This window comes from Mucilaginibacter corticis, assembly GCF_007558865.1.
In the GTDB taxonomy this organism is placed as follows: Bacteria; Bacteroidota; Bacteroidia; order Sphingobacteriales; family Sphingobacteriaceae; genus Mucilaginibacter; species Mucilaginibacter corticis.
The window spans coordinates 1,478,691-1,493,866 of record NZ_VLPK01000001.1 but is presented as its reverse complement, the minus strand read 5'-3'; the positions used below and the strand labels follow the sequence as shown (position 1 = coordinate 1,493,866).

Annotated in this window: 17 protein-coding genes; 10 read left to right on the top strand and 7 right to left on the bottom strand. The window is 42.3% G+C overall.

Translation table 11 applies throughout. The features are described 5' to 3' along the window. Nucleotides 1-16: 16 nt before the first annotated feature. Together FO440_RS06425 and recF are read right to left on the bottom strand one after the other, a co-directional pair. A complete protein-coding gene (locus FO440_RS06425) occupies nucleotides 17-307 on the bottom strand; it encodes a DUF721 domain-containing protein (protein ID WP_144247385.1) in 291 nt (96 codons plus the stop codon). Beyond that, nucleotides 294-1,400, bottom strand: coding sequence for a DNA replication/repair protein RecF (gene recF / locus FO440_RS06420; protein WP_144247384.1), 1,107 nt, complete (start codon nucleotides 1,398-1,400; stop codon nucleotides 294-296). The genes FO440_RS06425 and recF overlap by 14 nt, the downstream gene beginning before the upstream one ends. Before the next feature lie 144 nt (nucleotides 1,401-1,544). On the opposite strand from recF, the gene FO440_RS06415 reads away from it, so the two are divergent. The 3 genes from FO440_RS06415 (at nucleotide 1,545) to ytxJ (ending at nucleotide 3,395) form a co-directional block, all read left to right on the top strand. Beyond that, a complete protein-coding gene (locus FO440_RS06415; protein ID WP_144247383.1) occupies nucleotides 1,545-2,222 on the top strand; it encodes a tetratricopeptide repeat protein in 678 nt (225 codons plus the stop codon). A gap of 107 nt (nucleotides 2,223-2,329) precedes the next feature. After that, nucleotides 2,330-2,824: a 6,7-dimethyl-8-ribityllumazine synthase gene (ribH, locus tag FO440_RS06410; protein WP_144247382.1), complete on the top strand. Its 495-nt coding sequence runs from the start codon at nucleotides 2,330-2,332 to the stop codon at nucleotides 2,822-2,824. A 241-nt stretch (nucleotides 2,825-3,065) separates the two neighbouring features. After that, a complete protein-coding gene (gene ytxJ / locus FO440_RS06405) occupies nucleotides 3,066-3,395 on the top strand; it encodes a bacillithiol system redox-active protein YtxJ (protein ID WP_144247381.1) in 330 nt (109 codons plus the stop codon). Between the two features lie 135 nt (nucleotides 3,396-3,530). On the opposite strand, the gene FO440_RS06400 is transcribed toward ytxJ, so the two are convergent. Then, the gene (locus FO440_RS06400; protein ID WP_144247380.1) at nucleotides 3,531-3,932 is read right to left on the bottom strand and encodes an OsmC family protein; all 402 of its coding nucleotides are present in this window, start codon (nucleotides 3,930-3,932) and stop codon (nucleotides 3,531-3,533) included. Between the two features lie 190 nt (nucleotides 3,933-4,122). On the opposite strand from FO440_RS06400, the gene lipA reads away from it, so the two are divergent. Genes lipA through FO440_RS06385 form a run of 3 tightly spaced genes read left to right on the top strand, consistent with a single transcriptional unit; the run spans nucleotide 4,123 to nucleotide 6,413 of the window. After that, the gene (gene lipA, locus FO440_RS06395; RefSeq protein WP_144247379.1) at nucleotides 4,123-5,001 is read left to right on the top strand and encodes a lipoyl synthase; all 879 of its coding nucleotides are present in this window, start codon (nucleotides 4,123-4,125) and stop codon (nucleotides 4,999-5,001) included. Nucleotides 5,002-5,027: 26 nt separating this feature from the next. After that, entirely contained in the window at nucleotides 5,028-5,576 is a 549-nt protein-coding gene (locus tag FO440_RS06390; protein ID WP_144247378.1) for an RNA polymerase sigma factor, read from the top strand. A gap of 9 nt (nucleotides 5,577-5,585) precedes the next feature. After that, the gene (locus tag FO440_RS06385; protein WP_144247377.1) at nucleotides 5,586-6,413 is read left to right on the top strand and encodes an anti-sigma factor; all 828 of its coding nucleotides are present in this window, start codon (nucleotides 5,586-5,588) and stop codon (nucleotides 6,411-6,413) included. Between the two features lie 133 nt (nucleotides 6,414-6,546). Here FO440_RS06385 and FO440_RS06380 read toward each other — a convergent pair whose 3' ends face one another. Continuing rightward, nucleotides 6,547-8,052, bottom strand: coding sequence for an NAD(P)H-hydrate dehydratase (locus tag FO440_RS06380; RefSeq protein ID WP_144247376.1), 1,506 nt, complete (start codon nucleotides 8,050-8,052; stop codon nucleotides 6,547-6,549). 69 nt (nucleotides 8,053-8,121) lie between these two features. On the opposite strand from FO440_RS06380, the gene FO440_RS06375 reads away from it, so the two are divergent. From FO440_RS06375 to infB, 4 genes are all read left to right on the top strand, one after another. Beyond that, the gene (locus FO440_RS06375) at nucleotides 8,122-8,538 is read left to right on the top strand and encodes a hypothetical protein (protein WP_144247375.1); all 417 of its coding nucleotides are present in this window, start codon (nucleotides 8,122-8,124) and stop codon (nucleotides 8,536-8,538) included. Between the two features lie 123 nt (nucleotides 8,539-8,661). Further along, nucleotides 8,662-9,132, top strand: a complete 471-nt coding sequence (gene rimP, locus FO440_RS06370; RefSeq protein WP_144247374.1) for a ribosome assembly cofactor RimP — start codon at nucleotides 8,662-8,664, stop codon at nucleotides 9,130-9,132. 5 nt (nucleotides 9,133-9,137) lie between these two features. Then, nucleotides 9,138-10,373, top strand: coding sequence for a transcription termination factor NusA (gene nusA, locus FO440_RS06365; protein WP_144247373.1), 1,236 nt, complete (start codon nucleotides 9,138-9,140; stop codon nucleotides 10,371-10,373). Nucleotides 10,374-10,436: 63 nt separating this feature from the next. After that, complete coding sequence (infB, locus tag FO440_RS06360) at nucleotides 10,437-13,424, top strand: translation initiation factor IF-2 (RefSeq protein ID WP_144247372.1); 2,988 nt, start codon at nucleotides 10,437-10,439, stop codon at nucleotides 13,422-13,424. A 58-nt stretch (nucleotides 13,425-13,482) separates the two neighbouring features. On the opposite strand, the gene FO440_RS06355 is transcribed toward infB, so the two are convergent. The 3 genes from FO440_RS06355 to FO440_RS06345 all read right to left on the bottom strand — a co-directional run bounded on the left by FO440_RS06355 (nucleotide 13,483) and on the right by FO440_RS06345 (nucleotide 15,175). Then, a complete protein-coding gene (locus FO440_RS06355; RefSeq protein ID WP_144247371.1) occupies nucleotides 13,483-14,079 on the bottom strand; it encodes a hypothetical protein in 597 nt (198 codons plus the stop codon). A gap of 16 nt (nucleotides 14,080-14,095) precedes the next feature. After that, nucleotides 14,096-14,770 carry a metal-dependent hydrolase gene (locus tag FO440_RS06350; RefSeq protein WP_144247370.1) on the bottom strand — a complete coding sequence of 225 codons (675 nt, stop codon included), beginning with the start codon at nucleotides 14,768-14,770 and terminating at the stop codon, nucleotides 14,096-14,098. 72 nt (nucleotides 14,771-14,842) lie between these two features. Further along, a complete protein-coding gene (locus FO440_RS06345) occupies nucleotides 14,843-15,175 on the bottom strand; it encodes a YbaB/EbfC family nucleoid-associated protein (protein ID WP_394348357.1) in 333 nt (110 codons plus the stop codon). Nucleotide 15,176: the final 1 nt, after the last annotated feature.

The window sequence follows — 15,176 nt, the reverse complement described above, 5'->3', positions numbered from 1 at the left end:
TGCCTAATAATACACTTTATAAAAAGACGATCTCTTCTATTAACAGGCTCTTGGCTTCGTTATTGATCTTCTCGATGATCTGGGACCTGATCATCATCAGTTCATTCTTTATTACGGATGATTCTATCCGCAGGAACAGTTTCTTATCGTGGATAAATAATTCTTTGGTACGGTTGGCTACCGATTTGCCAACCAGGTTGGGCCATGAGGCTATAATACCGGTTTCGTCAAACTTGCGTTTGATCTTATAAACCTGCATCATTTGCTCAATAGCGTCTTTGAGCGATTTGTCGTTAGCTTTGCGCATTTGCCTGCCCCTCCTTTACTTTAAATATGCGGATAGGTACATCCATACTATCAAATATATTACTTACCCGGGCATCGCTGGTATCTGTAATAAATACCTGCCCAAAATCATTGTTCGATACCATTTGCATCAGTTTGGTTACCCTGCGGTCATCCAGTTTATCAAAAATATCATCCAGCAAAAGCAAAGGCTTAAACCCTTTTTGCTGATCTAAAAAACTATACTGCGCCAGTTTAAGCGCTATAAGGAAAGATTTTTGCTGACCCTGCGATCCGAATTTTTTCATGGACATACCATGTATGGCAAACTGCAGCTCGTCTTTATGGATGCCGGCAGTGGTGCGTTCAAGCACACGGTCTTTCTCCAAAGTCTTTTTAAGTAATGAGGCAAAACTGTCATTTAATAACTGTGATTCGTAGATCAGTTCAACCTGTTCGGCATCATCGCTTAAAAATTGGTAATGCTTGTTAAATATAGCGGTAAACGTTTCCATAAACGCGCGGCGCTTTTCAAAGATGCGGTTGCCTGACGCTATCAACTGATCATCTAACACCTCCATCAGCCCCGGGTCATACCTGCCCGTATCGGCAATTTGCTTTAGCAGGGCGTTACGGTTTATCAATACCTTATTATAGGCTATCAATTCGTCAAGGTAATGGTTATCTGTTTGCGATATTACATTATCAATAAACTTACGCCTTTCTTCGCTGCCTTCAATAATTATGCTGATATCATATGGTGATACCATAACCAGCGGCAACAGGCCAATATGGTCTGCCAGGCGCTGGTAATCTTTTTTATTGCGCTTAAATTGTTTTTTTTGGTTACGTTTTACAGAACAGGCTACGGCCTCCTGCTGCCCATTTTTGTTAAAAACACCGGTGATGATAAAAAAATCCGCCCCTTGTTTTATCTGCTGGCTATCAATAGGGTTGAAGTAGCTTTTACATAACGACAGGTAGTGAATTGCATCTAACAAATTGGTTTTACCCGCGCCGTTATTACCTAAAAAAGCGTTCACACCATCGCTGAATGATAGCTCGGCCTCTTCATAGTTTTTAAAATTAATTACTGACAGCTGTTTTAGATACATAAGCGAGCACCAAATTTAGCAATTACCGCAATGCTTTTTCTTCCTGCCGCACATTAAATAAAACAAGCTTATTTATTAAAATAAAAAGCTGTTGCTAAAACTTTTTAAAAAATGTAGTTTTGCAAACTTTAATTTAGAATAGAAATGTCAAAAACCCAGGAGAGTACAACTGTGCAGTTAAAAGATGACAACTTTGCGCAGGTAAGTAAATTTACACGCGAGAATCAAAAAAGCTTGTTATTTATAGCTGCGGCTATAGTTGCCATGATATTGGTTTATGTTCTTTACCAAAAATTATATTTAGCGCCGCGCGAATCAAAAGCTGCCGACCAAATGCACGTAGCACAAGATTTCTGGGCTAAAAAAGATTGGGATAAAGCTATTAATGGCGATGCCGGCTATCCTGGTTTTCAAAAAATTGTAACCGATTACAGCAATACCAAATCTGCAAACCTGGCTTGCTTTTACCTGGGTGTTGCTTATTTAAATAAAGGCGAATACCGCAAAGCTATTGATAACCTGAATAACTACCGTGGCGATGACGTTATGATCGCCGCTGAAGCATTGGGCAATACCGGCGACGCGTATGTAGAGTTAAAAGACTACAGCAATGCTGCATCATACTTTAAAAAAGCGGTTGATAAAGCAAGCAACAATTTCTTATCGCCACTTTATTTGAAAAAATTAGGTTTGGTTTATGAGGCACAGAACGATAATAAATCGGCTGACGATGCTTACAAATCAATAAAATCAGATTACCCAACCAGCGCAGAGGCTCAAAGCATTGACGAGTACATAGCCCGCGTTGAAGCGAAATTGTAATTGGATTTCGAATTTCGGATTTGCGATTTCGAATTTATTGAATTGCAAGTATTATATAGATTTGACTATACAAATCCGAAATTGAAAATCCGAAATCCGAAATAAAAATGGCTACACAGCTAAAAAACTTATCAGACTTTTCTGCGACAGAAATTCCATCGGCTGCGCCATATAGCTTTGGCATTGTGGTTGCCGAGTGGAATGCCGAGATCACCAATGCTTTATACCAGGGTGCTTACAACAGCCTTATCGCTAACGGCGCTCTTCCTGATAATATACAAACATACCCCGTTCCGGGCAGTTTTGAGCTGACAAGTGGTGCCGACCTTTTATTAAATAACACCGGGCTTGATGCAATAATTTGCCTGGGCTGCGTTATACAAGGAGAAACCAGGCATTTTGACTTTATCTGTAACGCGGTAGCCAACGGCTTAAGCAATGTTGCTATAAAGTATTCAAAACCTGTTATATTTGGTGTGTTAACAACCGATAACCAACAGCAGGCAATTGACCGTGCCGGTGGTAAACATGGCAATAAAGGTGATGAAGCGGCTATCACAGCCATTAAAATGGCTGCCCTTGCTAAAACTTTAGAGCGATAGTTCACGTATAACAGAATATAATATAGATATTAGGAACATGAGAAAAGTAATTTATATAGTTCTTCTGGCGTTAACAATGGGAAGCATCATCACTTCATGCTCCAACAAACTTTGCCCTGCTTATAGCTCATACCCAAGAGGCCGCAGATAAACACCTTTCATTTTAGATTGCTTAAAACAAACAATTGTTTGACGTTGTAATTACTAATAACGGAACGAGCATTCTTACCTTTGCATCATTATGGCGTGGATACAATTACAGTCGGCAGAACAGCTTAATGAGATTAAGCAGCAACAAGGTTATAGTTTGATTTTTAAACACAGCACCCGTTGCTCTATCAGTATGATGGCAAAAAGGCGCTTTGAATTAGACTGGGAAGATCTGCCACAGGATATGCCCTTATATTTTTTGGACCTGATACAACATCGTGACATATCAAGTCAAGTTGCACAATTATTCCACGTACACCACGAGTCGCCGCAATTACTTTTGATTAAGGACGGCGAATGCGTTCTTGACCAGTCGCACGGTGCGATATCTGTGGAGGAAACTTTGTCGGAAATAAATTAAGTTAAAGAGATTGGTTAATTAGAGGTTAGAGATTAGGCTTAAAATTATAAAAGCCCTGCATATTAACTGCAGGGCTTTCTGTTTTAATAAGCGACAAGCCTAATATCTAATTAACCAATCTCTAATCACTAAACCCTACCACCCAAAATTCACGGTCTTAATCACATCCGGGTGCAGGCTTACGGCTACCGGGCATGTTAGCGCGGCTTTTTCTAAAATAGCTTTCTGCTGATCGGTATATTCTTTCGGGAATTTAAAATTGGTAACTACCTCGGCCACGCGGCGCGGATTGGCAGCCATGATCTTGGTAACCTCACATTCGGTCCCGTCCATGTCTATGCCATGCGTATCGGCAGCTATACCCATCGTGGTTAACATGCAGCCGGCCAATGATTCTGCCAGTAGATCAGTTGGCGAAAATGCTTCACCTTTACCTTTGTTATCAGTCGGTGCATCGGTTATAATTTTTGTTCCGGATTGTAAATGTGTCGCCTCTGTGCGTAAGCCGCCAAGGTAAGTAGTGTGTATAGTTGCCATAGCCCTCTAACCCCCTAAAGGGAGAATTTTTGTTTTAGTGAACTACAAATTTAAGATGTTTGATCGGCATCCGCATAAACAGTAATAAACTTTTGTTCCCCCTTCAGGGGGTTAGGGGGCTTATCAATACACTGTAATATTTATGCCGCCTACTTATTTGGTTAGGTGGTTTTTAATTACTTTTGTTTTTATGATCGAATTACCGGTAGTACCAGTTGAACAAAAGCAACGTAAGCCAGACTGGCTTAGGGTAAAGCTTCCAGTGGGGAAAGAGTACGCGCATGTACGCAGCCTGGTTGATACACATAAGCTGCATACCATTTGCGAGAGTGGTAATTGCCCTAATATGGGCGAGTGCTGGGGCGCGGGTACTGCAACATTTATGATTTTGGGTAATATTTGTACCCGTTCATGCTCCTTTTGCGCGGTAGCCACAGGCAGGCCGCTGGCTGTTGATACGGATGAGCCTAACCGCGTGGCCAACTCGGTTAAGCTGATGCAGGTTAAGCATTGTGTGATCACCTCGGTTGACCGTGATGACCTGAAAGACGGCGGCTCTATTATCTGGGCCGAAACCATAAATGCCATCCGCAGGGAAAGCCCTGAAACAACTTTAGAAACTTTATTGCCCGATTTCAGGGGCCAATGGGATAATTTGGCGCGGGTTTTAGAAACCCGGCCTGAAGTAGTATCGCATAATTTGGAAACCGTAAGGCGCTTAACAAAAGAAGTGCGCATACAAGCAAAGTACGACAGAAGTCTTGAGGCGTTAAAACAGGTATCTGCAGCAGGCTTACGTACAAAATCAGGCATTATGCTGGGCCTTGGCGAAAAGGAAGAGGATGTTTTAGAAGCAATGGATGACCTGCTTGAAGCCGGTGTACATATATTGACCTTAGGCCAGTATTTACAACCTACACGCAGCCATCACCCGGTAATAGATTGGATCCACCCGGATCAATTTGCTTTTTACAAACAAATTGGGCTTGATAAGGGTTTTAGGTATGTAGAGAGCGGACCATTGGTGCGCTCATCGTATCATGCTGAAAAACACTTATTTGAAATCTGATAATTCCTTTATATCTTCACCAACTTGTGAGTAAGAAAAAAATATCCCTTTCAGAAGAAGAACTGGTGCTGGCATTAAGGCATCGTGAAAAGATCGCCGTAGAAGCGCTGTACGACATGTACTCGGCATCGCTTTATGGTGTTATCTGCAGGATTGTTGTTGATGAAGCTACTTCTGAAGATGTTTTACAGGAAACCTTCGTGAAAATATGGCACTCTTTCTCGAGCTACAGCCCCGATAAAGGCCGCTTATTTACCTGGATGGTTAACATTGCCCGCAATCTATCTATTGACAAATTAAGATCGAAAGATTTTAAAAATCATAACAAAAACCAAGAGTTAGAAAATAACGTAACTTTCATTGACGAACAGAGAAACACAGTATACAAGCCCGAGTTAATGGGAATTAAAGAGCTGGTACAGAAGCTCAAACCCGAACAAAAATCTATTCTTGATTTGGTGTATTTTAAAGGTTACACGCATGTTGAGGCTGCCGACGAGTTAGGCATCCCGCTTGGAACCATTAAAACGCGCCTGCGAATGGCAATTATTGAACTCAGGAAAAATTTTAATTGAAGTCTAAAAGTGGAAGACGTAAAAGCATTTATTGAATCAGGTATCTTAGAACTCTATGTTCTGGGTGATGTTTCTCCTGCAGAAAAGCAGCAGGTAGAAGCAATGGTTCAACAACATCCGGCTGTGAAGGCGGAGCTGAGTGAGGTGGAGAAGGCGCTGGAATCATATGCATTAGCCAACGCGGTTGAACCGTCAGAAAATCAAAGAAATAAAATATTAAACAGCCTGGTTACCAACCTGGCTGACGATGCAACATTTACTAAGAAAGACAGTGCAGCTACTGATAACGTAGTAGTAATGACTGCCACGGCAAATAATTTTTATAAATATGCCTTCGCGGCAAGCATTGCCTTATTGGTAGGCAGTCTGGTAGCCTTGTTTAATGTTTATAATAAGCTGCAGAAATCAAATTTGCAACTGGTTGCCATGACCACGCAAAATCAGCGCATCAGCAAAACTGTAAGCTATATGAACGACGCGCTTGGCGTGTTCAGGGATACAACCTTTAAAGTTTTAAAGCTGAAAGGCACCAAGAATTTGCCGGCAGGCGGCATGACCGTTGCCTGGAGCCCGGTAAAGAAAAAGGTAATGATAGATATGACGGCCTTAAATATGCCTGAAAATGACCAGGCACACCAATACCAACTATGGGCAATTGTAGCAGGCAAACCTGTGGACTTGGGCGTGTTTGATAAATCATCAGCTGATAGTTCGGACATGAAACAGATGAAATCCGTTGCCGCGCCAACCGTATTTGCAGTAACGCTTGAGCCAAGAGGCGGCAGCGTTAACCCAACCATGGATAAAATGATGGTTGCGGGCAGTGTAAGTTTATAATATAAAAATAATAATCAACTGTAACTAATATAGACCTATTGGTGTCTTAATATAAATAACACCGAGTATTAGTTCTTTATAAGATCAGTTAATAAGTATGAAAAACGGCTGTATAATACTTGCAGCCGTTTTTTTATGCCATTAATTTTGCCATGGTAACAGGCAATTGCTGCGCAAGCCGTCCCGGTAAAACTACGTTAAGGCGATTGGGTAACGCCAATTCGTCGCCGGCCTTGCCGTGGATATATACACCAAGTACACAAGCTTCTTCAGGTGTATATTTTTGTGCCAGTAATGAAGTAATTATGCCGGTCAGCACATCGCCCATACCCCCCGTTGCCATCGCTGCGTTGCTGGTCGAATTAAAATAAACCTTTTCATCGGGCGTGGCTACTATGGTATAATCATTTTTTAGTACGATGTAGATATTGTGCTTTTTAGCAGCCTCCCTGCTGCTTTGCAGTCTTTGCCACCAGTTATCATGTTTGCCAAACAGGCGATCAAACTCTTTCATGTGCGGCGTTAAAATACTGCCTGCGGGGAATCTATTCAACAGTTCAGGGTTTTCGCCTAATAGGTTTAACGCGTCAGCATCAACAACTATTGGTTTGTTAGAATTATCTAAAACATCATTTAATAAAGCTAAAGAGGTGGTGTCTTTACCTAACCCCGGCCCTATGCCTATTGCGGTGTATTGTTTCCAGTCAATATCGGGCAATTCATCAGCTTTCCTAACAACGGCCATTAGCTCGGGCAGGTAGGTATTTAAAGCTATGAGGCCACTTTCAGGCACACATGCGGTGGTTAATCCGGCACCGGCATAAGCGCAGCCCGCCGAACTCAACAACGCGGCCCCCATTGTTTTGGCCTGCCCGGCAATTAACAGGGCATGTCCGTAAGTGCCTTTATTGCTAAAGTGATGGCGTGGCTTCAGCATCTTTTTAACATCCTTTTCCTCAACAAACAGGTAAGGCGATTTAAGCGATCGTATAAACGCTTCGTCAAGCCCAATATTTACCGCCTCCCAGCAGTTAATATGCGGCGCGGACTCGGGCAGTAAAAAATTGATCTTGGGCTGCTGAAAAGTGATTACCAGGTCAGCCCTAATAACGGTTGCGTCTTTATCCATCTCGCCATCGGTAAAAAAGCCGGTCGGTACGTCAACAGCCACTACGGTTTTATTTAGGCTGTTGATATATTCAGCAAGCTTTTTATAGTCGCCGGCCAGGGGGTTATTTAGGCCGCTGCCTAACAGCGCGTCAATAATGATCTGGCTATTTTCGGCGGGTAACTCCATATCCGGTTTCAGCTCGATCAAGCCGATGTCTTTTTCATTAAGCCTGCGCAGATTTATATTAAAATCGTCGGTTGATTTTTCTGAATAGCGAGCCAGCTTAACAGCCACATTTAAATATTTGTGATCGTGGAGCATCCGTGCTATTGCCAGTCCATCTCCCCCATTATTTCCGGTGCCACAGTAAACAGCAATGACTGTTTTTTTATCAGGAAAATGATTAATGAACCAGCCCACAAATGCTTTTGATGCCCGCTCCATTAAATCGACAGAACTGATATGCACGTTGGCAATGGTATGGGCGTCCGCTTCGCGGATCTGCGGGGCAATTAATAATGGAAGCATAGTGTATAAATTTAAACTTAATACCTTTTGTTTTATAATCCTAAATTTGATTTTACACGGTAACGATAAATGAAGAAACTGCTGCTGTTAATATTGATCTTTTGTGTGGGTTGTACTGCCAAACCACCGGCACCATCGATCCATATCAGTTTGACGGATAGTAACCGGTCCTTAAAGATCACAGGGATCGATCCGGTAATACTGAATGATATTGACCGCGACACTATTAAAAACTGGCAGAGCCTGTTTGCTATTTACCGCTTACCGGCCGATACCGATGTTAAAGATTACCAGCCCGTGCAACCCGGCAAATATCAGCTAAAAGACAGCGCAATTATTTTCACACCTGACACATCATTTGTTAAACGTCAACTTTATTTTATCCGCTTTTACAATTACGCCGGTAATAAAAGTATCTGGGATTATGTACAGGGCAAAACCACCAAAGGGCAGCTGCACTATACCGATTTGATTTTTAAGCCGTAACACTTGATTTTAGATAATTTTTACTATATTTGCAATCAAATAAAGGGAGAGGGGGCACATTGCCCCCTCTTTTAGTTTACCTCCTGATAGTTATCAGGCATCCGGCGGAAAGGAAAGTCGAATATGAATATTGAAAAAAGGGTTGTTGAACTGGTAGAAGAAAAGATCGCTGAAATTGAGCGTCCTGATCTGTTTTTAGTTAGTGCCAAATTACACAGTAACGGAAAATTGATCATACTTGTTGACGGCGATAATGGTATAGGGATAGCCGAGTGTGTGCAAATAAGCAGATACGTAGGTTTTAGGCTGGAAGAAGAGGATGTTATAAAAACACCTTATAACCTGGAAGTGTCGTCGCCGGGTATTGATACACCGTTAACTTTAACCAGGCAGTATACAAAAAACATAGGTCGTGACCTGGCCATTAAAATGGCCGATGGCAGCAAAAGAGAAGGTAACTTAACGGCAATTACAGAAGATGCCGTGATGATTGAAGAAAAAATAAAAGAAAAAGGGAAAAAGGCCGAACTTGTTGAAAGCGTTATCCCGATTGAGCAAATAACAGAAACAAAAGTTTTAATATCATTTAAGTAAAAAAAATGAGCAATATTAATTTAATTGATTCATTCCAGGAATTCAAAGATTTCAAAAACATTGATCGCCCAACAATGATGAGCGTGCTGGAAGACGTTTTCAGAAGTATGATCCGTAAAAAATACGGTACTGACGAAAATTGTGACGTAATTGTAAACACCGATAACGGTGACTTGGAGATTTGGCGCACACGTGTGGTTATGGAAGATGGATTTAGTGAGGACGATGACCTGGAAATTGAATTGGCAGAAGCAAAACTACTTGACGCGGACCTGGAAGTGGGCGATGATTATGTTGAGCTGATCACTTTAGAAAGCTTTGGCCGCCGCGCGATATTAGCTGCACGCCAAACCCTAGTATCTAAGATCCTGGAGTTAGAGAAAGACGAGATATTTAAGAAATATAAAGACCGCGTTGGCGAAATTGTTACCGGCGAGGTTTACCAGGTATGGAAAAAAGAAACTTTGGTATTGGATGATGAAGGTAACGAGCTTTTATTACCAAAAACAGAGCAGATACCTGCCGACTACTTTAAAAAAGGCGACAGCGTAAAAGCTATTGTTTACAAGGTAGATATGCTGAACAGCAACCCTAAGATCATTATATCACGTACAGCGCCTGAGTTTTTACAGCGTTTGTTTGAGCTTGAAGTGCCTGAAATCTTTGATGGTTTGATCACCATCAAGAAAATTGTACGCGAACCTGGCGAAAGAGCTAAGGTAGCTGTTGAATCATACGACGACCGTATCGATCCGGTTGGTGCCTGTGTGGGTATGAAAGGTTCACGCATACACGGTATAGTACGCGAGTTGAAAAACGAAAATATCGACGTTATAAACTATACCAACAATATTCAGTTATACATACAACGTGCTTTATCGCCGGCTAAGATCACATCAATTAAATTGGATGATGAGAAAAAAACAGCGGCTGTATACTTAAAACCCGACCAGGTATCGTTAGCGATAGGTCGCGGCGGACATAACATTAAGCTGGCCGGTAAATTGACAGGTTATGAAATTGATGTATACCGTGAGGCTGATGAGCATGATGAAGACGTGGATATTGAAGAATTTTCTGACGAAATTGAAAGCTGGATACTTGACGAATTTAAACGTATTGGTTTAGATACAGCTAAGTCGGTTTTGGCGTTAACTGTTGGTGAATTGGTAAAACGTACCGATTTAGAAGAAGAAACAGTAAAAGAAGTGCTTTCAATATTACAGGCAGAATTTGAATAAAAAAAATTAAGCAAAATTAAAATCGTATTTTTGCATAAATAAGCGAGAAAGAAAAAGCAATAAATGTCAGAAGACAAGTCAATAAAATTAATAAAAGCAGTAAAAGAGCTTAACATTGGTATGGGTACCATTGTTGATTTTTTAGCTACAAAAGGCTACAAGGTTGATAAACAACCTATGGCAAAGCTGGATAACGACATGTACAGTGCCTTGTTAAAAGAGTTTGCTGTTGATAAAAGTATTAAGGAAGAAGCCAAGCAGATCAGTATCGGCAAGATACGTAAAGAAGAGCCTGTCACCACTAATGACAAGCCTCTTGAAACACGCCGTTCAAGAGATTTCGAGAACGAAGAGATCCTGATCAAGAACGCCGGTAATTTTACCGCGCCGCCTGCCCCGGTTGAGAAACCGCAGCCTGCTGCCCCGGCTCCTGAGCCTGAACCTGCTAAAGCAGAAGAAACCGGCAATACCGACTCATTGCCGGGTGTAAAAATTATAGGTAAAATAGATCTTAATAATTTAGGCGCTAAACCGGCAGAGAAAGTTAAAGAGGAAGCTCCGAAACCTGAACCGGTTGCACCAAAGGTTGAGCCTAAAGAAGAGGTGAAAGCCCCTGAGCCTGTAGCCGAAGTAAAAAAAGAAGTTGCTCCTGAAGCGCCTAAAGCTGAAGAAGTAAAAGCGCCGGTTGCACCTGTAGTAACTGCTGCGCCTGTTGTGACACCTGCACCTGCGGCCGAGCCGGCCAACGAAGAAGGTGGCGATGCTGATGTGATCAGGGCAAAGGCAGAGCGTTTAAGCGGGCCTAATATTGTTGGTAAGATAACTTTGCCTGTTACGCCAAAACGTAACCCGGTAGCATCATCATCAAATACCAACGCAGACCATAAACGTAAACGTAAGCGTAAAGATAACCAGGGACCCGGCCAGGGTGGCAACAATAACGGCCATCAGCAACAGGGTAATAACCCTGCGGGTGGCGGTAATGCACCACAAGGAGGCGGTAACAACGGCAATAACGCAAATCGTCCTGATTTCAGGAACAGGCCAAATAATACAGGTGGTGGTTATCAAGGCAATCGCCCTAATAACAACTTTAACCGTAATGCTCCGGCAAATACCGGCCCTAAAGAAGAGCCATCAGAAAAAGATATTCAGGACCAAATTAAGGCAACCCTTGCACGTTTAAGCGGCGCAGGTAAGTCTGGTAAATTTGCACAGCGTGCTAAATTCCGCCGTCAAAAACGTGACGACGTAGCAGCCAATGCCGATGAACTGGCATTAGAGCAGGACGCGCAATCAAAAGTACTAAAGGTTACAGAGTTTGTTACAGCTAACGAGTTGGCTATAATGATGGATGTATCTGTTACGCAGATCATCTCTACCTGTATGAGCCTGGGTATGTTCGTGTCTATCAATCAGCGTTTAGATGCCGAAACCCTAAGTATTGTTGCTGACGAGTTTGGCTACCAGGTTGAGTTTGTGAAACCACAGGATGAGGAATTTATTCTTGATCAGCCTGACGAACCTGAAGACCTGGTACCACGCGCGCCGATAGTTACCATAATGGGTCACGTTGACCACGGTAAAACATCATTGCTTGACTTTATCCGTAAAACCAATGTAATTGGCGGTGAGGCCGGCGGTATCACACAGCACATAGGTGCTTATGAGGTAACGTTACCAGGCAATAAAGGTAAAATAACATTCCTGGATACACCGGGCCACGAAGCGTTTACCGCTATGCGTGCAAGGGGTGCACAGGTAACAGATATTGTAATTATAGTTATCGCTGCTGACGATAGCGTGATGCCGCAAACAAGAGAGGCTATAAATCACGCTCAGGCAGCCGGTGCGCCAATTATTTTTGCATTCAATAAAATGGATCGCCCGGGCGCTAATGCCGATAAGGTACGTGAGCAATTATCAGCCATGAATATTTTGGTTGAAGAATGGGGTGGTAAATACCAAACACAAGAAATATCAGCAAAAACAGGTTTAAATGTTGAGCTGTTGTTAGAAAAAGTATTGCTTGAAGCCGAGTTGTTAGAGCTTAAAGCTAACCCTAATAAACGTGCCGTAGGTACCGTTATTGAGGCAGCTTTAGATAAAGGCCGCGGTATTGTAACTACCATACTTGTACAGGCCGGCCGCTTAAAAGTGGGCGATCCGATATTAGCCGGTTGCTACAGCGGCCGTGTTAAAGCATTAACTAACGAGCGTGGCCAAAGGGTTGAATCTGCAGGGCCGTCAACACCGGTACAGGTGTTGGGTATGCAGGGTGCGCCAACAGCAGGTGATAAATTTAACGTGTTGGAGACTGAGGTTGAAGCACGTGAAATTGCCAACAAGCGTTTGCAGTTACAACGCGAACAAGGTTTACGTACACAGAAACATATCACGCTTGATGAGATCGGCCGCCGTTTGGCAGTTGGTAACTTCAAGGAATTGAACGTTATTGTTAAAGGTGATGTGGATGGTTCTATCGAAGCATTGGCAGATTCATTGCTGAAACTATCAACAGAGCAGATCCAGGTTAACGTAATATCAAAAGCAGTTGGACAGATCTCAGAATCTGACGTATTGCTGGCATCAGCATCAGATGCGATCATTATCGGTTTCCAGGTACGTCCGTCAGGCGGTGCCCGTAAACTGGCCGAAGCCGAGCAAATAGATATCAGGCTTTATTCGATCATCTACGACGCGATCAACGAGATCAAGGCGGCGATGGAAGGTATGCTTGCTCCAACATTTGAAGAGAAGATCGTAGCTAACGTAGAGATCCGCGAAACATTCAAGATCAGCAAAGTGGGTACTATTGCAGGTTGTATGGTGTTAGATGGTAAAATTACCCGTAACAGCAAGATCAGGGTAGTACGCGAAGGTGTGGTTATTTACACCGGCGAACTGGCTTCGTTAAAACGCTTTAAAGACGATGTTAAAGAAGTGTCTGCAAACTACGAGTGCGGTTTGAACATCCAAAACTTTAACAATATTGAAGTAGGCGACATTGTTGAAGCTTACGAAAATGTAGAAGTTAAACGCAAGCTTTAATAAGCAGGCTATATTAAAGAAAAATCTCCCCGGATAATCCGGGGAGATTTTTTGTTGTTTATGGCTTTAAGCTTTGCGGAGGATCAATTGTCTTATAAAGTAAATAAGCATAATCACGTAGTTCTTTTATTTTAGCTTCTTTGATAAATGTCCATCCCGCAGCTGTTTTTTTGTAAACCGAAATATTGCAGGGGAATTTAGGCATGGTGATCTTTCTTTGTTTCGTATTTGTTTCAACTACATGATCTGCCGGTATAAAAAAAGCAAATATGCGGTATTGCCTTTGTAAGGCAGGCTCCTGCGCTATCTTTATTACCTGTTTGCTTACTTCGTTCTCCTGGGCTTCATAACGCAGCTTACGGTCTTTAATAGCCTTTACCTGGGCTGTCCAATCCTTTAAATTATTGGGGTAGCATATAATGTAGGCCAAACCTGCTCCGGGTTTAACATAGCGTAAGCCCGGCAGGGGGCCACTTTTATAACTCAGATCAAACGAATGGATCTCTTCATATCCGCCTTTTAAATATTGAGGATCTTTAAAGAAATCTATCTTAGGATGCCCCGGTTTTAAATTTGCGGCAACACTTTTTTTAAGGATAGTTAATTGAAACAGGCAAATAAATAATGCTGCGGATAAATAGGATGATCTGGTCACTTTCAGGGGATATTTACTATAAACTAATCTCTTCGCCAATAGCCGGCAATTTAATGTTTATTCCGGCTTTTATAAATTTTTCGCGCGCTTCTTCTTTATCTATCGCGATAACCGGGAAGGTATCATAATGTACGCCGATAACATTTTTGCAATTGATAAAATTAGTGGCTTTTATAGCATCATCAACACCCATAGTATAGTTATCGCCGATAGGTAAAAATGCCCAGTCAAGATTCTCATCTTCCAGCAGCTTCATGTCATAGGTAAGCGCGGTGTCGCCGGCGTAGTAGATCTTTTTGCCTTCGGCATAAATTACAAAGCCTGCGGGGTTGCCCCCGGCAGAACCATCAGGCAGGGTGCTTGAGTGAACCGCATTCACCATTTTAACCCGCCCGAAATCAAAATTAAAGCCACCGCCAATATTCATGCCGTGCGCCTCAATACCTTTATTGCCCAGCCAGTTAGCTATTTCAGCAATACAGATCACTTTTGCGCCGCAGCTTTTCTGAATTTCTATCAGGTCGGCAACGTGGTCGCCGTGACCGTGCGATACCAGGATATAATCAGGCTTTAAGCTGTGAATATCAATATCCTTTGCAGCTGGGTTAGGTGTAATAAATGGATCAAACAATAGTTTTTTTCCTTCGGTTTCAATAATAATGGTCGATTGTCCGTAATAGGTAGTTTTCATATGGTAGCTGTGTTTTAAATAGCAGAAATGATGCAAGTATCTTACAATCCTTATATCCTATAAATCTAAGTCTTATTGGCCAAACATACCGCCTAAACCGCCAAACATATCTTTGGTAGCGGCTGCCATTTCGCTTTGGCTTACGTTATCGGCCTGCTCCATAGCCTTATTAATGGTAATCACCATTAATTCTTCGATCTCTTCCTTATCGGCTTCCTTAAAAAAGTCGGCATCGATATGTATAGATTGTATGGTTTTGTTGCCTGTTGCGGTAACACTGATCTTTCCGCTTTCGGCAGTGCCGGTTACGGTAATGTTGTCAAGTCTCTTCTTAATATCGCCAGCCATTTGCTGGGCCTGCATTAGTTTATCAAACATGTTTACTCCTTTATCTTTACTTAACATT